The 19,604-nt window shown below is 64.0% G+C and carries 16 protein-coding genes and 4 tRNA genes; 18 read left to right on the top strand and 2 right to left on the bottom strand.

What is annotated here, in order from left to right:
* The first annotated feature begins 34 nt into the window (after positions 1-34).
* The 18 genes from leuB (at position 35) to ABE528_RS09875 (ending at position 17,120) form a co-directional block, all read left to right on the top strand.
* Positions 35-1,117, top strand: coding sequence for a 3-isopropylmalate dehydrogenase (gene leuB / locus ABE528_RS09960; RefSeq protein WP_346652824.1), 1,083 nt, complete (start codon positions 35-37; stop codon positions 1,115-1,117).
* Between the two features lie 63 nt (positions 1,118-1,180).
* Entirely contained in the window at positions 1,181-2,293 is a 1,113-nt protein-coding gene (asd, locus tag ABE528_RS09955; RefSeq protein ID WP_079227077.1) for an aspartate-semialdehyde dehydrogenase, read from the top strand.
* A 225-nt stretch (positions 2,294-2,518) separates the two neighbouring features.
* Entirely contained in the window at positions 2,519-3,523 is a 1,005-nt protein-coding gene (locus ABE528_RS09950) for an aspartate-semialdehyde dehydrogenase (RefSeq protein ID WP_346652823.1), read from the top strand.
* Between the two features lie 73 nt (positions 3,524-3,596).
* A complete protein-coding gene (locus ABE528_RS09945; RefSeq protein WP_346652822.1) occupies positions 3,597-6,332 on the top strand; it encodes a FimV/HubP family polar landmark protein in 2,736 nt (911 codons plus the stop codon).
* A gap of 98 nt (positions 6,333-6,430) precedes the next feature.
* Positions 6,431-7,285, top strand: a complete 855-nt coding sequence (gene truA, locus ABE528_RS09940) for a tRNA pseudouridine(38-40) synthase TruA (protein ID WP_346652821.1) — start codon at positions 6,431-6,433, stop codon at positions 7,283-7,285.
* Between the two features lie 60 nt (positions 7,286-7,345).
* A complete protein-coding gene (locus tag ABE528_RS09935; protein WP_110638360.1) occupies positions 7,346-7,966 on the top strand; it encodes a phosphoribosylanthranilate isomerase in 621 nt (206 codons plus the stop codon).
* Positions 7,967-8,187: 221 nt separating this feature from the next.
* Entirely contained in the window at positions 8,188-9,081 is an 894-nt protein-coding gene (gene accD / locus ABE528_RS09930) for an acetyl-CoA carboxylase, carboxyltransferase subunit beta (protein ID WP_054885750.1), read from the top strand.
* A complete protein-coding gene (folC, locus tag ABE528_RS09925) occupies positions 9,081-10,367 on the top strand; it encodes a bifunctional tetrahydrofolate synthase/dihydrofolate synthase (protein ID WP_346652820.1) in 1,287 nt (428 codons plus the stop codon). Before accD ends, folC begins: the two co-directional genes overlap by 1 nt.
* A gap of 4 nt (positions 10,368-10,371) precedes the next feature.
* Positions 10,372-11,043 (top strand): SPOR domain-containing protein, encoded by a 672-nt coding sequence (locus tag ABE528_RS09920; RefSeq protein ID WP_346652819.1) that lies wholly within the window; start codon positions 10,372-10,374, stop codon positions 11,041-11,043.
* A gap of 130 nt (positions 11,044-11,173) precedes the next feature.
* On the top strand, positions 11,174-11,731 hold the full coding sequence (locus tag ABE528_RS09915) for a CvpA family protein (RefSeq protein WP_346652818.1): 558 nt from the start codon (positions 11,174-11,176) through the stop codon (positions 11,729-11,731).
* Between the two features lie 42 nt (positions 11,732-11,773).
* The gene (purF, locus tag ABE528_RS09910; RefSeq protein WP_152958743.1) at positions 11,774-13,279 is read left to right on the top strand and encodes an amidophosphoribosyltransferase; all 1,506 of its coding nucleotides are present in this window, start codon (positions 11,774-11,776) and stop codon (positions 13,277-13,279) included.
* Between the two features lie 15 nt (positions 13,280-13,294).
* Positions 13,295-14,506, top strand: coding sequence for an O-succinylhomoserine sulfhydrylase (locus ABE528_RS09905; RefSeq protein WP_152958744.1), 1,212 nt, complete (start codon positions 13,295-13,297; stop codon positions 14,504-14,506).
* Positions 14,506-15,276: an SDR family oxidoreductase gene (locus tag ABE528_RS09900; RefSeq protein ID WP_346652817.1), complete on the top strand. Its 771-nt coding sequence runs from the start codon at positions 14,506-14,508 to the stop codon at positions 15,274-15,276. The genes ABE528_RS09905 and ABE528_RS09900 overlap by 1 nt, the downstream gene beginning before the upstream one ends.
* A 223-nt stretch (positions 15,277-15,499) precedes the next feature.
* Positions 15,500-15,575, top strand: a tRNA-Val gene (locus ABE528_RS09895).
* Positions 15,576-15,642: 67 nt separating this feature from the next.
* Positions 15,643-15,719: transfer RNA gene (locus ABE528_RS09890), tRNA-Asp, on the top strand.
* A gap of 99 nt (positions 15,720-15,818) precedes the next feature.
* Positions 15,819-15,895: transfer RNA gene (locus ABE528_RS09885), tRNA-Asp, on the top strand.
* 140 nt (positions 15,896-16,035) lie between these two features.
* Positions 16,036-16,112 (top strand) — tRNA-Asp (locus tag ABE528_RS09880).
* Positions 16,113-16,301: 189 nt separating this feature from the next.
* A complete protein-coding gene (locus tag ABE528_RS09875; protein ID WP_152955765.1) occupies positions 16,302-17,120 on the top strand; it encodes a DUF2242 domain-containing protein in 819 nt (272 codons plus the stop codon).
* A 224-nt stretch (positions 17,121-17,344) separates the two neighbouring features.
* Here ABE528_RS09875 and ABE528_RS09870 read toward each other — a convergent pair whose 3' ends face one another.
* The gene (locus ABE528_RS09870; RefSeq protein ID WP_152955766.1) at positions 17,345-18,385 is read right to left on the bottom strand and encodes an AraC family transcriptional regulator; all 1,041 of its coding nucleotides are present in this window, start codon (positions 18,383-18,385) and stop codon (positions 17,345-17,347) included.
* A 4-nt stretch (positions 18,386-18,389) separates the two neighbouring features.
* Entirely contained in the window at positions 18,390-19,508 is a 1,119-nt protein-coding gene (locus ABE528_RS09865; protein WP_152955767.1) for a nitrilase-related carbon-nitrogen hydrolase, read from the bottom strand.
* Between the last annotated feature and the right edge of the window lie 96 nt (positions 19,509-19,604).

Here is a 19,604-nt window from a genome sequence, read left to right as displayed (position 1 = left end):
CTTGGCCGCACCGCGTGAATGGATAGAGGAAAGCATGAGCAAGCAGATTCTGATTCTCCCAGGTGATGGCATTGGTCCGGAAATCATGGCCGAGGCGGTCAAGGTGCTGGAGCTGGCCAATGACAAGTTCCAGCTCGGCTTCAGCCTCGAGCACGACGTGATCGGCGGCGCCGCCATCGACAAGCACGGCGTACCGCTGGCCGATGAAACCCTGGAGCGTGCCCGCAAGGCCGACGCCGTGCTGCTGGGCGCCGTCGGCGGCCCGAAATGGGACAAGATCGAGCGTGACATCCGCCCGGAACGCGGCCTGCTGAAAATCCGTTCGCAACTGGGCCTGTTCGCCAACCTGCGCCCGGCCATTCTCTACCCGCAACTGGCCGACGCTTCCTCGCTGAAGCCGGAAATCGTTGCGGGCCTGGATATCCTCATCGTCCGTGAGCTGACCGGTGGCATCTACTTTGGTGCCCCGCGTGGCCAGCGCGAGCTGCAAGGCGGCGAGCGCCAGGCCTACGACACCCTGCCGTACAGCGAAAGCGAAGTGCGCCGTATCGCCCGGGTCGGCTTCGACATGGCCCGTGTGCGCGGCAAGAAGCTGTGCTCGGTGGACAAGGCCAACGTCCTCGCTTCCAGCCAGTTGTGGCGCGAAGTGGTCGAAGACGTGGCCAAGGACTACCCGGACGTCGAACTGAGCCACATGTACGTCGACAACGCAGCCATGCAGCTGGTCCGCGCACCGAAACAGTTCGACGTGGTAGTGACCGACAACATGTTCGGTGACATCCTGTCGGATGAGGCTTCCATGCTGACCGGTTCCATCGGCATGCTGCCCTCGGCATCCCTGGACGCCAACAACAAGGGCATGTACGAGCCTTGCCACGGTTCGGCTCCGGACATCGCCGGGCAGGGCATCGCCAACCCGCTGGCGACCATCCTCTCGGTGTCGATGATGCTGCGTTACAGCTTCAACCAGCAGGCGGCAGCCGAGGCGATCGAGAAGGCAGTCAGCATCGTCCTGGACCAGGGCCTGCGTACCGGCGACATCTGGTCGGCCGGCTGCGACAAAGTAGGCACGCAGGAAATGGGCGACGCAGTAGTCGCAGCGCTGCGGAATCTGTAATCTCTCTGGCCCGCCACCAAAAACTCAAGGTGGCGGCCCACTTTTAGCAAAGGTGTAGTTGCGATGAAACGTGTAGGTCTGATCGGTTGGCGCGGTATGGTCGGTTCCGTGCTCATGCAGCGGATGCTGGAGGAGCAGGATTTCGACCTTATCGAGCCAGTGTTCTTCACCACGTCCAACGTGGGTGGCCAGGGCCCGAACGTGGGCAAGGATATTGCTCCGCTCAAGGACGCTTATTCGATTGAAGAACTCAAGACCCTCGACGTGATCCTGACCTGTCAGGGTGGCGACTACACCAACGAGGTATTCCCCAAGCTGCGTGAAGCCGGCTGGCAGGGTTACTGGATCGATGCCGCTTCGTCGCTGCGCATGCAGGACGACGCGGTCATCGTGCTCGACCCGGTCAACCGCAAGGTCATCGACCAGCAACTCGACGCCGGTACCAAGAACTACATCGGCGGCAACTGCACCGTCAGCCTGATGCTGATGGGCCTGGGCGGGCTGTTCGAAGCCGGCCTGGTCGAGTGGATGAGCGCCATGACCTACCAGGCGGCCTCCGGTGCTGGCGCACAGAACATGCGCGAGCTGATCAAGCAGATGGGTGCAACCCATGCGGCCGTTGCCGATGACCTGGCCAACCCGGCCAGCGCCATCCTCGACATCGACCGCAAGGTGGCCGAAACCATGCGTGGCGAAGCGTTCCCGACCGAGAACTTCGGCGTGCCGCTGGCTGGCAGCCTGATCCCGTGGATCGACAAGGAGCTGCCGAACGGCCAGAGCCGTGAAGAGTGGAAGGCCCAGGCAGAGACCAACAAGATCCTCGGCCGCTTCAAGAGCCCGATCCCGGTCGACGGTATCTGCGTGCGCATCGGCGCCATGCGTTGCCACAGCCAGGCGCTGACCATCAAGCTGAACAAGGATGTGCCACTGGCCGACATCGAAGGCATGATCAGCCAGCACAACCCGTGGGTGAAACTGGTGCCGAACCAGCGCGAGATCAGCATGCAAGAGCTGACCCCGACCAAGGTGACCGGTACTTTGAACATCCCGGTTGGCCGCCTGCGCAAGCTGAACATGGGGTCCCAGTACCTGGGCGCGTTCACCGTGGGTGACCAGTTGTTGTGGGGTGCCGCCGAACCGCTGCGCCGCATGCTGCGGATCCTGCTGGAGCGTTGATCGCTGCTGTTACACCGAAAACCCGCGCTGGCGACAGTGCGGGTTTTTTTATGGCTGTCCGTCGAGGGCGCCGTACGGGCGGCGCCCGATCTCACAAGCGGCGAAATCTCCCGACGAACGCTGACTGCCATCACTCAATCAAAAAGACGAAACAGCTAGCACAGACAAAACTCTACAATCCAAGTAAAGTGCCGCCCCCGCCGTTTCAGCAAAAGGATCTCTACCATGACCACTCCCCTGGACATCGCCGTCGTCGGCGCCACCGGCAGCGTCGGTGAAACCCTCGTGCAGATCCTCGAAGAGCTGGCCTTCCCGGTTGCTACCCTGCACCTGCTGGCCAGCATGGAATCGGCGGGCAGCAGCGTGATGTTCGCCGGCAAGAAGCTCAAGGTGCGTGAGGTCGACAGTTTCGACTTCGCCCAGGTCAAGCTGGCCTTCTTCGCCGCCAGCCCGGCCGTCAGCCGCAGCTTTGCCAGCAAGGCCGAACAGGCTGGCTGCACGGTCATCGACCTTTCCGGTGGCCTGGATGATGCCCTGGCGGTGGTGCCGGAAGCCAATGGCGACAGCCTCGCCACGCTGAAGCTGCCAGCGCGCATCACCAGCCCCAGCTGCGCCGCCGTTGCCGTGGCGGTTGCCCTGGCGCCGCTCAAGGGCCAGCTGGACATCGAACGGGTGCAGGTCATGGCAGCCCTGGCGGTGTCCGCGCAGGGCCGCGAAGCGGTCAGCGAACTGGCCCGGCAAACTGCCGAGCTGCTCAATGCCCGCCCGCTGGAGCCACGTTTCTTCGATCGGCAGATGGCCTTCAACGTATTGGCCCAGGTCGGTGCCGTCGACGAGCAGGGCCATACTGCCGTGGAGCGCCGCCTGGTTGGCGAACTGCGCGTGCTGTTGGGCTTGCCGGAACTGAAGATTTCCGTGAGCTGCATTCAAGTCCCGGTGTTTTTCGGCGATAGCTTCAGTGTGGCGGTGCAGAGCCGCCGTCCGGTCGATCTGGGCCAGGTCAACCAGGCGCTGGAGCAGGCCGAAAGCGTCGAGCTGGTGGAAAACGATGATTATCCGACCCCGGTCGGTGACGCAGTTGGCCAAGACGTGGTCTATGTTGGTCGTGTACGCCATGGAATTGACGAAAACCAGCAGCTCAACCTCTGGTTGACCAGCGACAATGTGCGTAAGGGCGCTGCGTTGAACGCCGTGCAGGTGGCGCAATTGTTGATTAAACACATGGCGTAAAAGATACTGGCGAGCACTTTTGTCCCGCGCCATACGCAGGTTTTTTGGGACGATTCATACAAGGGAAGAGGTCATGCTTCGAATTCGCAAACTGGTTCTGGCCATGGCGGCAGCGTCGGCGCTGACGTCTGGCATGGCGAATGCCCTGGGGTTGGGTGAGCTGACATTGAAGTCGGCACAGAACCAGCCTCTGGACGCCGAGATCGAGCTGCTCGATGTGCGCGACCTCACCGCAGCCGAAGTGGCGCCGAGCCTGGCGCCACCGGAAGAGTTCAGCAAGGCCGGGGTGGAGTTGCCAGGCTACCTCGAAGACCTGACCTTCACCCCGGTGATCAACCCCAACGGCAAGAGCGTGCTGCGGGTTACCTCCAGCCAGCCGTTGCCTGGCACGGTGGTCAAGTTCCTGGTGCAGGTGATGTGGCCCCAGGGCCGGCTGCTGCGTGACTACAGCGTGCTGCTCGACCAGGCCAAGGCCCAGGGCCAGCAGCCCGCAGCGGCTAATGTCAACCCGGCCACCAGCAGCGCAGGCAGCTACACCACCAAGCGCCGCGACACCCTGTGGCAGATCGCCGCCCGCAATACCCAGGGCGGTGGCTCGGTGCAGCAGACCATGATCGCCATCCAGGCGCTCAACCCGGATGCCTTCATCGGCAACAACATCAACCAGCTGAAAGTTGGCCAGGTCCTGCGCCTGCCCGACCAGCAGCAGGCCCAGAGCATTCCTCAGGGCGAAGCCAACCGCGAAGTGGCCGAGCAGTATGCCGCCTGGCGTGAAGGCCGGCGCCTGGGGCCGCGTGCGCGACAGCTGGATGCCACCCGCCGCGGTGCCGCCGATGCTGCGCCCGAGCGTATCGCCCAGGGCGATAACCTGCGCCTGGTCAGCCCCGGCAAGCAGGCTGGCGGTAACAGTGTCAAGGCCATCAACGACAAGCTGGCGGTGGCCCAGGAAAGCCTGGATACCAGCCGTCGTGACAACGACGAACTGAAGAGCCGGGTAAGCGACCTGCAGAGTCAGATGGACAAGCTGCAGAAGCTGATTCAGCTGAAGAATGACCAGTTGGCGCGCCTGGAAGCCCAAGGCGCGGCACCTGAAGCGCCGCCTGCGGGCGCCTTGCCGGGTGAGCCGACCCCTGCGCAGCCCCCTGCAGCAGCTGCGGCCCCGGCCGAGTCTGTGATCGCGCCGGCGCCGGCAGCTGTCGACACGGCCCCGGCTGCAGCCTCGGCCGACGAGGCCGCGCCTGCGCAGCCAGGGGCAATCGACGAGATGCTGGCCAACCCTATGGTGCTGGGCCTGATCGCCGGTTCCGCGTTCCTCGTGCTGTTGCTTCTGCTGTTGCTGCTGGCGCGCAAGCGCAAGGCCCAGCAAGAAGCGGAAAAACACCTGCGCATGGCCCGCGCACTGGCCGAGGAGGGCGAGCGCAGCCCGGACCTCGACCTGCCACCGAGCAGCTTCGATGAGCTGGAAGTGTCCGCGCCGAGCGTTACCCTGTCGCCTGCCGTGGTAGCAGCTTCTGCTGCCGCTGCCGTGGCTGCAGAAAAACCGGCTGCCCCCGCACCTGTGGCCTCGGTTGCCGAGCCCGAGCCGGTACAGGACCCGAATGCCGAACTGCTGGCTGAAGTCGATCTGAGCCTGTCGCGTGGCCGCCTGAATCACGCGGCCGACCTGCTGGAAGCCGCCGTGGCGGCGCAGCCGGCAAATGACACCCTGCGCCTCAAGCTGATGGACGTCTATGCCCGCCAGGGCGACCACAGCGCCTTCGTCGAGCAAGAGCGCAAGCTGCCTGGCAGCGAAGCGACCACGGCGCAGGTCAACAGCCTCAAGGAGCGCTACCCGGCCATGCTGGGTCTCGCTGCCGCCGCCGTTGGCGTGGGTGCTGCGGCACTGGCCGCGGAAATGGACGAGCAGTATGTGCAGGAGTTGCTTCAGGAAGAGCCGCAAGCGCCAGCAGAAGCAGAGCCTAAAGCAGAAGCTGAGCCGCAGGCGGTCGTCGAGCCAGCGCCGGCACCTGAGCCAGAGCCAGCAGCTGACGCTGAGCTCGACGCAGCCGCCGAGGCTTTCACCGAGACCTCGGTGCTCGATGATAACGACCTGGACAGCGCCTTCGACCTGAGCCTGGGTGATGATCTGCCGGTGGATGATCAACTCGAGCCGCCGATGCTGGATGAGGCGCCACTGGCCGAAGCGCAGGTGGAAGCTGAACCGGCAAGCGTTGAGCCGCAAACCGATGCCGATGACGATTTCGAAGCTTTGCTGGCCCAGGCCCAGGCCGAGCCGCAGAGCGTCGACGACCTGGCTGATTTCGACCTGGCCGATTTCGATCTGGACAGTGGCGAAACGGCTGCACCGGCTGCCCCGGTTGCGGAGGAAGAGGAGCCGGTGGACGTCGCCGCGGAACTGGCAGCCTTCGATGCTATCCCGGAATTCGACCCGATTTCCGAGCTGGAACTGCCGGACGACTTCGACCTGTCGTTGTCGCTGGATGACGACTCGCCGGCAGCCAAGAGCTTTGCCTCCGAGCTGAGCGACGTCAACGCCGAGCTCGACAAGCTGTCGCAGAGCCTGGAATCGCCATCGCTGGAGCCGCACTTCACTGCCGAAGACGCCGCAGCCGAACCCGCGCCGCTGGATGACCTGGACTTCGACTTCTTCTCCGGTGCCGACGAAGTAGCGACCAAGCTTGATCTGGCGCGTGCCTACATCGACATGGGTGACCACCAGGGCGCCCGCGACATCCTCGACGAAGTGGTCAAGGATGGTGATGACGGCCAGCGTCAGGAAGCCGAAGAGATGCTCTCGCGTCTGGTCTGATTCCGCGTCAGGCAGCAACAACCACAACGGCAGCCCTACACGGCTGCCGTTGTCGTTATAATCCCCGCCATTCCGTATCACCCACAGGTTTCACGCTCTTGGACATCATCGACACCGCCGCCACCGAATCGGCCGCCGAAGGCTTCACCCGCATTGCCTTGGGTGTGGAATACAAAGGCTCGCGCTACCGCGGCTGGCAGCGCCAGGCCAGCGGTGTGCCGAGCGTCCAGCAAGCCCTCGAGCAGGCGCTGTCGAAGGTGGCCGACGAGCCGATCAGCGTCATCTGCGCCGGGCGCACCGATGCCGGCGTGCACGGCTGCGGGCAGGTCGTGCATTTCGACACCCGCGCCGTGCGTGACGAGCGCGCCTGGACCCTGGGCACCAATTTCAACCTGCCCCACGACATCAGTGTGGTCTGGTCGCGGCCGATGCCGGCGGACTTCCACGCGCGCTTCAAGGCCTGTGCCCGGCGCTACCGCTACGTGATCTACAACGACCCGATCCGCCCCGCGCACCTGGCCGAGGAAGTGACCTGGAACCACCGCCCGCTGGACGTCGAGCGCATGGCCCAGGCCGCTCAGTACCTGCTCGGTACCCATGATTTCAGTGCTTTCCGTGCCAGCCAGTGCCAGGCCAAGTCGCCGATCAAGCACATCCATCACCTGCGCGTGACCCGCCATGGCCAGATGATTGTGCTGGACGTGCGTGCCACCGCCTTCCTGCACCACATGGTGCGCAATATCGCCGGGGTGCTGATGACCATCGGTGCCGGCGAGCGTCCGGTCGAGTGGGCCCGTGAAGTGCTGGAGGGGCGCAACCGCCGTGAAGGCGGGGTGACTGCACACCCTTATGGCCTGTACCTGGTGCAGGTGGAGTACCCGGAAGAATTCCAGCTGCCGCAGCGTTACATTGGCCCACACTTTTTGACCGGCTACGAAGCGCTGGCTGACTGACGCGCCAGAAGTCATTTGCTACCATCGGGCCTTTCACCACTCACTCAAGGTTTGCTGTCCATGAGCAACGTTCGCAGCAAGATCTGCGGGATCACCCGCATCGAAGACGCGCTGGCCGCCGCCGAGGCGGGGGCCGATGCCATCGGTTTCGTCTTCTATGCCAAGAGCCCGCGTGCCGTGGACGTGCGCCAGGCGCGGGCGATCATTGCCGAACTGCCACCGTTCGTGACCACGGTCGGGCTGTTCGTCAATGCCTCGCGTTGCGAGCTGAACGAGATTCTCGAGGTGGTGCCGCTGGACCTGCTACAGTTCCACGGCGACGAAACCCCGGCCGATTGCGAGGGTTATCATCGCCCCTGGATCAAGGCCCTGCGCGTGCGCCCGGGTGATGACCTGGAAGCCGCCTGCCAGCACTATGCGGGCGCCCGCGGCATTCTCCTCGACACCTACGTGGCCGGTGTGCCTGGTGGTACCGGCGAGGCTTTCGACTGGTCGCTGGTGCCCGCGCGGCTGAGCAAGCCGATCATCCTCGCGGGTGGGCTGTCGGCCGACAACGTCGGCCAGGCGATCGCCCAGGTGCGGCCGTATGCGGTGGATGTCAGTGGCGGTGTGGAGCAGGCCAAGGGCATCAAGGATGCGGCGAAGATCGAAGCCTTCATGCGTGCGGTGAAACAGGCGTGACGGCAGATGTGACGGCTGGCGGCGCGCCATCGTCCATAGGTTTCGCAGCCCTGCGGGGCGGCCAGCGGCATGCCGTGTGGCCAACGACAGATTGAAGACGGCGCGGTACGCAGGCAGCCCCTGCGGCCGGGCCGTCATCGTTTCATAGAAGAATTTGAGCTCAAGGGCAGGGCATGGCCGGCCAGTCCGGTCCCCGTCCGCCAATACTGGAGAAAGAAAGCATGAGCAACTGGTTAGTCGACAAACTGATCCCTTCGATCATGCGTTCCGAGGTGAAGAAGAGCTCGGTGCCGGAAGGCCTGTGGCACAAGTGCCCGGCCTGCGAGGCCGTGCTGTATCGTCCGGAGCTGGAAAAGACGCTGGATGTCTGCCCCAAGTGCAACCACCACATGCGCATCGGCGCACGTGCCCGCATCGACATCTTCCTCGACCCGGAAGGCCGCGCCGAACTGGGCGCCGAGCTGGAGCCGGTCGACCGCCTGAAGTTCCGTGACGGCAAGAAGTACAAGGACCGCCTGGCCGGTGCGCAGAAGCAGACCGGCGAAAAAGACGCCCTGATCTCCATGAGCGGTACCCTGATGGGCATGCCGATCGTGGTCAGCGCCTTCGAGTTCTCGTTCATGGGGGGGTCCATGGGTGCCATCGTCGGTGAGCGTTTCGTGCGTGCCGCCAACTACGCCCTGGAAAACCGCTGCCCGATGGTCTGTTTCTCTGCCTCCGGCGGTGCGCGCATGCAGGAAGCGCTGATCTCGCTGATGCAGATGGCCAAGACTTCGGCCGTGCTGGCACGCCTGCGTGAAGAAGGCATCCCGTTCATCTCGGTGCTGACCGACCCGGTCTACGGTGGCGTTTCCGCCAGCCTGGCAATGCTCGGCGACGTCATCGTCGGTGAGCCGAAGGCCCTGATCGGCTTCGCCGGCCCGCGCGTGATCGAGCAGACCGTGCGCGAAAAACTGCCGGAAGGCTTCCAGCGCAGCGAATTCCTGCTGGAGCACGGCGCGATCGACCTGATCATCTCCCGTGGCGAACTGCGCCCGCGCCTGGCTCGCCTGCTGGCGCAGATGACCGGCCAGCAGACCCCGGAACAGGCCCGTGAGGTCGCTGCGGTCGCGTGATGAAACAACGATCCCTGGGCGAGTGGCTCGCCTACCTCGAGCAGTTGCACCCTTCGGCCATCGACATGGGCCTGGAGCGGTCGCAGAAGGTGCTTGCCCGGCTGGCGCTGGGCAAGCTGGCGCCGCAGGTGGTCACGGTGACCGGCACCAACGGCAAGGGCTCGACCTGTGCCTTCGTGGCCTCGTTGCTCCGGGCCCAGGGGTTGAAGGTGGGCGTGTACAGCTCGCCCCACCTGCTGCGCTACAACGAACGGGTGTTGATCGATGGCCAGGAAGCCAGCGATGAGCGCCTGTGCGAGGCCTTCGCCGCCGTCGAGGCGGCGCGCGGCGAGATTTCCCTGACTTACTTCGAGATGGGCACGCTGGCGGCGTTCTGGTTGTTCAACCAGTCGCAGCTGGATGCCGTGGTGCTCGAAGTGGGCCTCGGTGGCCGCCTGGACACCGTGAACGTGGTGGATGCCGACCTGGCGCTGGTGACCAGCATCGGCGTCGATCATGTCGACTACCTGGGCGATACCCGCGAGCGGGTGGCCTTCGAGAAGGCTGGCATCTTCCGCCAGGGCAAGCCGGCGCTGTGCGGCGACCTCGATCCGCCGCAGCCGTTGCTGGACAAGGCCGCCGAACTGGCGGCACCGCTGTTCCTGCGCGGCCGTGATTTCGATCTGGCAAACCGCGAAGGTGGCTGGGACTGGCGCGGCGTCACGGCAGACGGCAAGCCGGTAGCATTGCACGGTCTGCCGCTGCTCGACCTGCCCATGGAGAACGCCACCCTGGCCCTGCAGGCCTATTTGCTGATGGGCTTGCCGTGGGATGCCGGGCAGATCCGTCAGGCCTTGCTCGACACCCGCATCACCGGCCGTCTCGACCGTCGCCAGTTGACCTGGCAGGGCCGGGCTGTGGAGCTGCTGCTGGATGTCGGGCACAACCCGCACGCCGCAGAGTATCTGGCCCGACGCCTGGCGGCACGCCCGTTGAAGGGGCGGCGCCTGGCGGTGTTCGGCCTGCTCGCCGACAAGGACCTGCAAGGCGTCATCGCGCCGCTGCACGGGCTGGTCGACGACTGGGCGGTTGCGCCGCTGCACACCCCACGCAGCCGTCCGGCTGCCGAATTGGCCGCTGCCTTGACGAACCACGGCGCAGCGGTGAAGTCTTACGCCAGCGTCGATGCCGCCCTTGAAGGGCAATGCGCGCAGGCGACGGCGGATGATCAGATTCTGCTGTTCGGTTCGTTTTTCTGTGTCGCCGAGGCCCTGGAATGGCTGGAGCGGCAGGCCCTGGAGGGGTGACTAGATGGCAGTGCTGGATAAAGGGATGAAGCAGCGCATGGTGGGTGCGTTGGTGCTGGTGGCGCTGGCGGTGATTTTCCTGCCGATGCTGTTCACCCGCCAGGACGAAATGCGCCAGGTGCGCGTCGACGCCCCGCAGGCGCCGGCCATGCCGACCCTGCCGGAGGTCAAGGTGGAGCAGGTGGCGGTACCTGAGCCACAACCGCTGCCTGAGCAACCCGAGCAGCCCGAGCAAGCGCCGGTGGTGGTCAACGAGTCGACGGCGCCGGTGAAAACGCCGAGCCAGCCGATCACGCCGTCGCCACAGGCCCAGCCCCAGGTGCAAGCCCAGCCCAAACCGCAGACGCCGGTGCCAACGCCAGCACCCGCTGCCAAGCCCGCCGCGCCAGTGGCGACTGCGCCAGCGCCTGCACCGTCGAAGATCGACGTCAATGGCCTGCCGGTGAGCTGGTCGATTCAGCTGGCCAGCCTGTCTAGCCGGGCCGGCGCCGAGAACCTGCAGAAGACCCTGCGCAGTCAGGGCTACAACGCTTACATCCGCTCGGCCGGTGGCATGAACCGGGTGTATGTCGGGCCGTTGATCGAGCGTGCCGAGGCTGACAAGCTGAAAGACGTGATCAACCGCCAGCAGAACCTCAATGGCTTCGTGACGCGATTCCAGCCTGAAAAAGGCTGAAGCAGCGACGCTCCCGCAGAGGGTCGGCGCAGGCCTGAAAACCTGACCCGCCGATCCACCTGACTTTCCGCTTACTCCCAGCCTTTTGCTCTGATAAAATGCGCCGCCTCAAACGTCTGCAGGCAGCACCGTGGCCTTTACCCTGGTTGATTGGGCGATCATTGCGATCATCGCCGTCTCCACACTGATCAGTCTCAAGCGCGGCTTCGTCAAGGAAGCCTTGTCCCTGCTCATCTGGATCGTTGCAGGGGCGGTCGCCTGGATGTTCGGTGGTTCGCTTTCGGTGTACCTTGAAAGCTATATCCAGACGCCGTCGATGCGCACCATCGCCGGCTGCGCCATTCTTTTCGTCGCCACCCTGCTGGTGGGGGCCATGCTCAACTTCCTGATCGGCGAGCTGATCCGCGTGACCGGGCTGTCCGGCACCGATCGCTTCCTCGGCATGGCCTTTGGTGCCGCGCGTGGGGGCTTGCTGGTGGTGGTGGCGGTCGGCCTGCTCAGCCTGGGGCCGGTGCAGCAAGACACCTGGTGGCAGGAATCACGCCTGATACCACAGTTTTTAATGGTCGCTGACTGGTCGAAAAACCTGATCCTGGGTTTCACCCATCAGTGGTCTTCAAGTGGGGTGATCAGCGCTCCGGCTGATCTTCCATTCAAGGAGCAGTTGCTCGGGCCGGCAAAGCCCTGAGTGCTGTTCGTTCAAGTTTCATCAAAGTAGGGGTTGCGTCGCATGTGTGGCATCGTCGGTATCGTCGGTAAGTCGAACGTCAATCAGGCGCTGTATGACGCGCTTACGGTCCTCCAGCACCGCGGCCAGGACGCTGCCGGTATCGTGACCAGCCACGACGGCCGGTTGTTCCTGCGCAAGGATAATGGCCTGGTGCGCGACGTCTTCCAGCAGCGCCACATGCAGCGCCTGGTCGGCAACATTGGCATCGGCCACGTGCGCTACCCGACCGCGGGCAGCTCGACCTCGGCCGAAGCCCAGCCGTTCTACGTCAACTCGCCGTACGGCATCACCCTGGCGCACAACGGCAACCTGACCAACGTCGAGCAGCTGGCCAAGGAGATCTACGAGTCCGACCTGCGCCACGTCAACACCAACTCCGACTCGGAAGTGCTGCTGAACGTGTTCGCCCATGAGCTGGCCGTGCGTGGCAAGCTGCAGCCGACCGAAGAAGACGTGTTCGCTGCCGTTTCCCACGTGCACAGCCGTTGCGTCGGCGGTTACGCCGTGGTTGCGATGATCACCGGCTACGGCATCGTCGGCTTCCGTGACCCGAACGGCATCCGCCCGGTGGTGTTCGGCCAGCGTCACACCGACGAAGGCGTGGAATACATGATCGCCTCGGAAAGCGTCGCCCTCGACGTGCTCGGCTTCACCTTGATCCGCGACCTGGCGCCGGGCGAAGCGGTGTACATCACCGAGGAAGGCCAGCTGTTCACCAAGCAGTGCGCCGATGCGCCGAAGCTGCAGCCGTGCATCTTCGAGCACGTCTACCTGGCTCGCCCGGACTCGATCATCGACGGTATCTCGGTGTACAAGGCCCGTCTGCGCATGGGTGAAAAGCTCGCCGACAAGATCATGCGCGAGCGCCCGGAGCACGATATCGACGTGGTCATCCCGATTCCGGACACCAGCCGTACTGCCGCGCTGGAGCTGGCCAACCGTCTGGGCGTGAAGTTCCGCGAAGGCTTCGTCAAGAACCGCTACATCGGCCGTACCTTCATCATGCCTGGCCAGGCCGCACGCAAGAAGTCGGTGCGCCAGAAGCTCAACGCCATCGAGCTGGAATTCCGCGGCAAGAACGTGATGCTGGTGGACGACTCGATCGTGCGCGGCACCACCTGCAAGCAGATCATCCAGATGGCCCGCGAAGCCGGCGCCAAGAACGTCTACTTCTGCTCCGCAGCCCCTGCGGTGCGCTACCCCAACGTCTACGGCATCGACATGCCGAGTGTTCACGAACTGATCGCCCACAACCGTACCACCGAACAGGTGGCCGAGTTGATCGGCGCCGACTGGCTGGTCTACCAGGACCTGCCAGACCTGATCGACTCGGTCGGTGGCGGCAAGATCAAGATCGATCACTTCGATTGCGCGGTGTTCAACGGTGAATACGTCACCGGCGACATCGACGAAGCCTACCTTGACCGCATCGAGCAGGCCCGCAACGACCTGGCCAAGGTCAAGAACCAGGCAGTCAGCGCGATCATCGACCTCTACAACAACTGATTTGGGAGCGACGGCATGACGGATCAATGGGATGCCGGACGACTGGACAGTGACCTCGAGGGTGTCGGTTTCGACACCCTGGCGGTGCGCGCCGGTCAACACCGTACACCGGAGGGCGAGCACAGCGAAGCGCTGTTCCTGACCTCCAGCTATGTGTTCCGCACGGCGGCCGATGCCGCTGCGCGCTTTGCTGGCGAAACACCGGGCAACGTCTACTCGCGCTACACCAACCCGTCCGTGCGTGCGTTCGAAGAGCGCCTGGCGGCCATGGAAGGCGCCGAGCAGGCCGTGGGGACCTCCACCGGCATGGCGGCGATCCTCGCCGTGGTCATGTCGCTGTGCAGTGCCGGCGACCACGTGCTGGTGTCGCAGAGTGTGTTCGGCTCGACCATCAGCCTGTTCGAGAAGTACTTCAAGCGCTTCGGTGTGCAAGTGGACTACGTGCCGCTGGTCGACCTCGCTGGCTGGGAAAAGGCCATCAAGGCCAACACCAGGTTGCTGATCGTCGAATCCCCGTCCAACCCGCTGGCCGAACTGGTCGACATCAGCGCGCTGGCCGAAATCGCCCACGCCCGTGGCGCCATGCTGGTGGTGGACAACTGCTTCAGCACCCCGGCCTTGCAGCAGCCGCTCAAGCTGGGTGCCGACATCGTGTTCCACTCGGCCACCAAGTTCATCGACGGCCAGGGCCGTTGCATGGGTGGCGTGGTCGCTGGCCGTGCCGAGCAGATGAAAGAAGTGGTGGGCTTCCTGCGTACCGCCGGGCCGACCCTCAGCCCGTTCAATGCCTGGATCTTCACCAAGGGCCTGGAGACCCTCAAGCTGCGCATGCGTGCGCACTGCGAGAGCGCCCAGATCCTCGCCGAATGGCTGGAGCAGCAGGACGGCGTGGAGAAGGTGCATTACGCCGGCCTGCCGAGCCACCCGCAGCACGAACTGGCCAAGCGCCAGATGAGCGGCTTCGGTGCAGTGGTCAGCTTCGAGGTCAAGGGTGGCAAAGAGGGCGCCTGGCGCTTCATCGATGCGACCCGGGTGATTTCGATCACCACCAACCTCGGCGACAGCAAGACCACCATTGCCCACCCGGCCACCACCTCCCACGGCCGCCTGACGCCGCAGGAGCGCGAAGCGGCGGGCATCCGCGACAGCCTGATCCGGGTTGCCGTGGGCCTGGAAGACGTGGCTGACCTGCAGGCTGACCTCGCCCGTGGGCTGGCGGCCCTGTAATGGAAATCCGCGGCGGTGTACCAGGCCATAATGGTCGGGTTGCCCTGGTCACCGGTGCTGCCCGCGGCATCGGCCTGGGCATTGCCGCCTGGCTGATCTGCGAAGGTTGGCAAGTGGTGCTCAGCGACCTTGACCGCCAGCGCGGTGCCAAGGTGGCCAAGGCCTTGGGCGAAAACGCCTGGTTCATCACCATGGACGTGGCCGATGAGGCCCAGGTCAGTGCCGGGGTTTCCGAAGTGCTCGGCCAGTTCGGGCGGCTGGATGCGCTGGTGTGCAACGCGGCGATCGCCAACCCGCACAACCAGACCCTCGAAAGCCTGAGCCTGGCGCAGTGGAACCGGGTACTGGCGGTCAACCTCAGTGGCCCGATGTTGCTGGCCAAGCATTGTGCGCCGTACCTGCGTGCGCACAATGGTGCGATCGTCAACCTGACCTCGACCCGTGCCCGCCAGTCCGAGCCGGACACCGAAGCCTACGCGGCGAGCAAGGGTGGCCTGGTGGCCTTGACCCATGCCTTGGCCATGAGCCTGGGCCCGGAGATCCGCGTCAATGCGGTGAGCCCGGGCTGGATCGATGCCCGTGACCCGTCCCAGCGCCGTGCCGAACCCTTGACCGATGCCGACCATGCCCAGCACCCGACGGGCAGGGTAGGGACGGTTGAGGATGTGGCGGCGATGGTCGCCTGGCTACTGTCACGCCAGGCTGCGTTCGTCACCGGGCAGGAGTTCGTGGTCGACGGCGGCATGACCCGCAAGATGATCTACACCTGAGCGGCAAGCTTTAAGCTGCGAGCTACAAGAAGGGACCTCACGGTCCCTTCGTCATTTGCACGGATCGGAAATCGAGCAGGAGACACCTGGCTTTTTCTTGCAGCTTGAAGCTTGTAGCTTGCAGCTGCTTTGAAAAAAAATTCAACGGGGCTATTGACTTAGCATCGCTACCTGCGTAAATTTCGCGGCCTCAGCGAAGCAAACGCAACAAGCAACATCGCGAGGGTGATTAGCTCAGCCGGGAGAGCATCTGCCTTACAAGCAGAGGGTCGGCGGTTCGATCCCGTCATCACCCACCACTTCCTGAGATTGTTTCTAGTGCTGGACGCTTCTGATGAAGCCGATAGCCGGAGAGAAACGCACTGCGCAGCGGTAGTTCAGTCGGTTAGAATACCGGCCTGTCACGCCGGGGGTCGCGGGTTCGAGTCCCGTCCGCTGCGCCATTTTTCAGTAACAGATGGGTGCCTGGCACCGGTCTGAAGTCGAAGGCGAAATGCCTGAGGCTGATCCCAGTTTCAATCAGGCGCAAGCCTGAACGATACGCAGCGGTAGTTCAGTCGGTTAGAATACCGGCCTGTCACGCCGGGGGTCGCGGGTTCGAGTCCCGTCCGCTGCGCCATCTTCGTTTCGAGGTCCCTAGAACACCTTGAAGCAAACACAAATGAAGCGATCACATGTCGCTTTTTTTGTGCCTGCCCTGAGGCCATTGCGCCGGAAGGGTAGACCCAGGTTTCAATCGGGCGCAAGCCTGAAAGATACGCAGCGGTAGTTCAGTCGGTTAGAATACCGGCCTGTCACGCCGGGGGTCGCGGGTTCGAGTCCCGTCCGCTGCGCCATCTTCGCCTCAAGGCCCCTTGAACGCCTTGAAGCAACGAGAAAGCGACCTTCGGGTCGCTTTTTTCGTTTCTGGGCCATGCCGGCGACCACATTTACACGATCCTGACAGACTCTTCACCGATCAACGGTTTCAGTGCTTGCCTGCAGTGATGCACAATAGGCCTCTTTTGACTTACCCGGAATTCGCAATGACCAGATCATCCGTCTTTGGTGCGCTCGGGCTGGCCCTGGTGCTGGCGGGCGTGACCGGTTGCTCTTCGAAGAAAGCCGCCATCTACGAGCACGAGAACTTCGACGACTCGGGGACTTACTCGCGCAGCTTCCCGGTGACCGATGCCGGTTCCTGCGAAGCGGCGCGCCGTGCGTTGCTCAGCCAGGGCTACATCATCACCAGTAGTGGCGCCAACCAGGTGATGGGCAACAAGAGCTTCCAGCAGAACAGCGAAAACCACCTGCAGATCAGCTTCAATGTGACCTGTGCGCCGGACGTCAACGACGACAAGCGTTCGACCATGTTCGCCAACGCCCTGCAGGACCGTTACAGCCTGAAGAAGTCCAACAGCTCGGCCAGCCTGGGGGTTGGCGTGCTCGGCTCGGTATCCATGCCGATCGGCTCCAGCGACGACTCGATGGTCAAGGTCGCCAGCGAGACGGTGACGGCGGCGCAGTTCTACGATCGCTACTTCGCCCTGGTGGAGAGTTTCCTGCCCAAGCCGAAGAAGGTCGCCAAGGCCAAGGTCGAAGCGCCTGTGGCCAAGCCCGAAAAGCCAGCGCCTGACCTGGGCTTGCCGGAGCAGGCCTCGGTAGCAGCGCCGGCCGTCGCAGCGCCAGCGGCTGCACCCTTGGTTGATGCCACTCCCGCACCTGCGGCGGCTGCGCCCGCCAGCGAGGCTGTGGCCAAACCGGTGGTCGATGACAGCCAGGGCTCGCAACCGGTAGCACCGCCAGCGGAAGCCGCACCGATTCAGGTGCAGCAGGACGCGCAGCCTGCACCGGCGTCGCTTTAATTCGCTGTTACAGACGAGCGGCGATAAGTTCCTGAACACCTGCTACGTTTACTTCTCATGAGCTTGTCATCATTCCTTCACCCGGCCCGTTTAGGTTGAAGGCATGACCAAAGAAGACAGATGAGAAGAGGATGTAGGGCGATGGATGACTATCAGGAAGAGCTGCTCGAGTTTCAGGCTTACGAACTGGATCCGCCAGAACCGGCAGACGACGCCACAGAGCTTTAACCTGCCCGCCGCTGGCTGCGGCGAAACTCCCCCGGCGTAACGCCCGTCCAGCGCTTGAATGCGCGCTGGAAGGCCTCTGCCGATGCAAACCCCAACAGATAGGCGATCTCGCCAAAAGCCAGCTCCGTATCGCGGATATAGGCTTCGGCGAGGTCGCGTCGTGTGTCGTTGAGCAAGTCGCGAAAGCGTGTGCCTTCTTCGGCCAGTTTGCGCCGCAGCGTCCAGGTGGGCAGTTGCAGGTGCAATGCCACTTCTTCCAGGTCAGGCTCACGGCCGCCATTGAGCAGCGGGCCGAGCAGGTGGGTGATGCGCTCGCCCAGGCTGCGCACCCGGGTGCGTTGGAGCATTTGTGCTTCACACAACTGCAGAAGGTGGCTGAAGGTGCTCGGGCAGTGCTGTGGGTTGGTGTGCTCGAGCGTGCTGCGGCTCAGCCGCACGCGGTTGGCGCTGGCGCCGAACTGCACCGCTGCGCTGCAAAGGGGCTGGTACCTGGCGGCGTAGCCGGGTGCATCGAATTCGACTTCCAGGCGCTCGGCCTGCACAGGGGTGCCAGCCAGGGCGGCCAGCTGCGCCAGCCAACCGGCCAGCAGCGAATCGACCACAAAGCGGTTGTAGTCGTTGTAGGGGCTGATCGAGTAGAACGTCAGCCACGCGCCCTGGGCGTCTTCGTGAAAGCTGGAATGGCCGCGGTAATTGGCGGCGTACAGTGGCTCGAAGCGCAACAGCGTACGTGCCGCCTCGCCCAGGGTAGGGGCCTGGGCTGCCGTGACGCCGGCCAGCCCGGCCTGGGCCAGGCGGCTGAGGCGGCCCATGCGCAGGCCCAGCGCTGGCTCGCCACACAGTGCGATGGCCGCATGCCCAAGGTGCATGTAGCGCGGGATCGACAGGCGTGCGCCAGCTTCGGCCAGGCGTGCGGCATCGAGCCCGTATTGCTGCAACAGCGAAGCCGGATCATGACCTTGTTCGCGCAGGGCCTCTGCCAGGGGCTGGACGAAACCGACCGAAAGGTCGCCCAGGCGCACGCGGGGGCGGCTCATGTGCCTACAGCCACAGGTTCAGCAGGCGCGCGCCATGGCTCGGTGGGCCTGACAGCAACTCACCTGCCTGATGGGCAAAGCCCTGGCCATCGCTGCCTTGTTCCCAGAATTGCCCGCGCATGAACACGCTCATGCTGCTGACGCTGCCACTTGCGGCCTGGGTGAGGCGTTGCCAGGCGTCCTGTTCGCTGACCTCGCCGCGTTGCAGGGGCAGTTCGGCAGCGGCGTCCTGGTGGCGATTGCCGCGCCAGGGGGTATCCCAACTGTCTTTGCCGCTGAGAAATACCGGGTTGGCAATCAATTGCACCTGTTGCTGCTGCAACTGACGCTGGTTCTCGGGGTACCAGCTGTCGCTGCCGATCAGCACGCCAAGGCGCCCGGCGGGGGTCTGCAACACTTGCAGCGGGAAATGCCGGCCGTGGTGGATGTAGCGCCGTGTTTCGCTGTCGGGGTATTGCTGGTGTTGCGGTTGGCCAAGCGGTGAGCCGTCTGCGGCGAATACCAGGCTGCTGTTGAACAGCGGCCCGTGCCCAATGCGCAGTACACCTTGTTCAACATAAGGGGCGGGCAGCACGATCGAGCCTGCCACCAGGGTCACGCCGAACTCCTTGGCCAGGCCGCCGAACAGTTGCTGGTAATCGCTGGCCATCTGCCGGGCTTTCATGCGCAGGTGGGCATCGGCGCGCCGATCATCGCCATTGGCGCTCAACACAGCCAGGCCATAGCGCAGTGGGTTGCTCAGCTCCAGCCACTGCTCGGCGTCGCGGTTGCGGGTCGCCTGGTACAGTTCGTTCTTCTCGCCACGTGCCCATAGCCAGGTGCCGATGTGTTCCGGCAGGACCACGACCGTGCGCGGGCCGATCAGGCCTTGGGCACGTGCCTGTTCCAGATAGGCTGAAAGCTTGCGGTGCAGGCGTTGCAGGTTCTGGTAGTCACTGGGGAATAGCAGCGGCTCGATACCAAGCAGGTTGCCATGTTCGCCAGGCACGCCATGATTGAGCGCCAGCTCGATGCGCAGGTCGGACAGGTAATGGCCTTCCGGGCGCTGCTGGGTCCAGAAACCGTAGCCACAGAGTGCGGCGGCCATCACCAGCGCCAGGGTGCTTGCCAGGAGTTTTCGCATCAAACTTCAGCTTTCACCTAAAAATGAGCCCGCCGTGCAGAAATCAAGGAGGTAGTGCGCCCTGATTCATCAGCTTTGGCGTCGTTGTTGCGGATC

Origin of the sequence: Pseudomonas sp. TWI628, from assembly GCF_039673865.1 — a bacterium.
Taxonomy (GTDB): Bacteria; Pseudomonadota; Gammaproteobacteria; order Pseudomonadales; family Pseudomonadaceae; genus Aquipseudomonas.
Note: the sequence above shows the minus strand (reverse complement) of the source record. Positions and strands in the feature narration are given on the sequence as shown.

What these genes read in the sequence shown, in the direction of transcription:
- leuB (WP_346652824.1), top strand. Translation starts at nt 35, where the DNA reads ATGAGCAAGCAGATTCTGATTCTCCCAGGTGATGGCATTGGTCCGGAA.
- asd (WP_079227077.1), top strand. Translation starts at nt 1,181, where the DNA reads ATGAAACGTGTAGGTCTGATCGGTTGGCGCGGTATGGTCGGTTCCGTG.
- ABE528_RS09950 (WP_346652823.1), top strand. Translation starts at nt 2,519, where the DNA reads ATGACCACTCCCCTGGACATCGCCGTCGTCGGCGCCACCGGCAGCGTC.
- ABE528_RS09945 (WP_346652822.1), top strand. Translation starts at nt 3,597, where the DNA reads ATGCTTCGAATTCGCAAACTGGTTCTGGCCATGGCGGCAGCGTCGGCG.
- ABE528_RS09935 (WP_110638360.1), top strand. Translation starts at nt 7,346, where the DNA reads ATGAGCAACGTTCGCAGCAAGATCTGCGGGATCACCCGCATCGAAGAC.
- accD (WP_054885750.1), top strand. Translation starts at nt 8,188, where the DNA reads ATGAGCAACTGGTTAGTCGACAAACTGATCCCTTCGATCATGCGTTCC.
- folC (WP_346652820.1), top strand. Translation starts at nt 9,081, where the DNA reads ATGAAACAACGATCCCTGGGCGAGTGGCTCGCCTACCTCGAGCAGTTG.
- ABE528_RS09920 (WP_346652819.1), top strand. Translation starts at nt 10,372, where the DNA reads ATGGCAGTGCTGGATAAAGGGATGAAGCAGCGCATGGTGGGTGCGTTG.
- purF (WP_152958743.1), top strand. Translation starts at nt 11,774, where the DNA reads ATGTGTGGCATCGTCGGTATCGTCGGTAAGTCGAACGTCAATCAGGCG.
- ABE528_RS09905 (WP_152958744.1), top strand. Translation starts at nt 13,295, where the DNA reads ATGACGGATCAATGGGATGCCGGACGACTGGACAGTGACCTCGAGGGT.
- ABE528_RS09900 (WP_346652817.1), top strand. Translation starts at nt 14,506, where the DNA reads ATGGAAATCCGCGGCGGTGTACCAGGCCATAATGGTCGGGTTGCCCTG.
- ABE528_RS09875 (WP_152955765.1), top strand. Translation starts at nt 16,302, where the DNA reads ATGACCAGATCATCCGTCTTTGGTGCGCTCGGGCTGGCCCTGGTGCTG.
- ABE528_RS09870 (WP_152955766.1), bottom strand. Translation starts at nt 18,385, where the DNA reads ATGAGCCGCCCCCGCGTGCGCCTGGGCGACCTTTCGGTCGGTTTCGTC.
- ABE528_RS09865 (WP_152955767.1), bottom strand. Translation starts at nt 19,508, where the DNA reads ATGCGAAAACTCCTGGCAAGCACCCTGGCGCTGGTGATGGCCGCCGCA.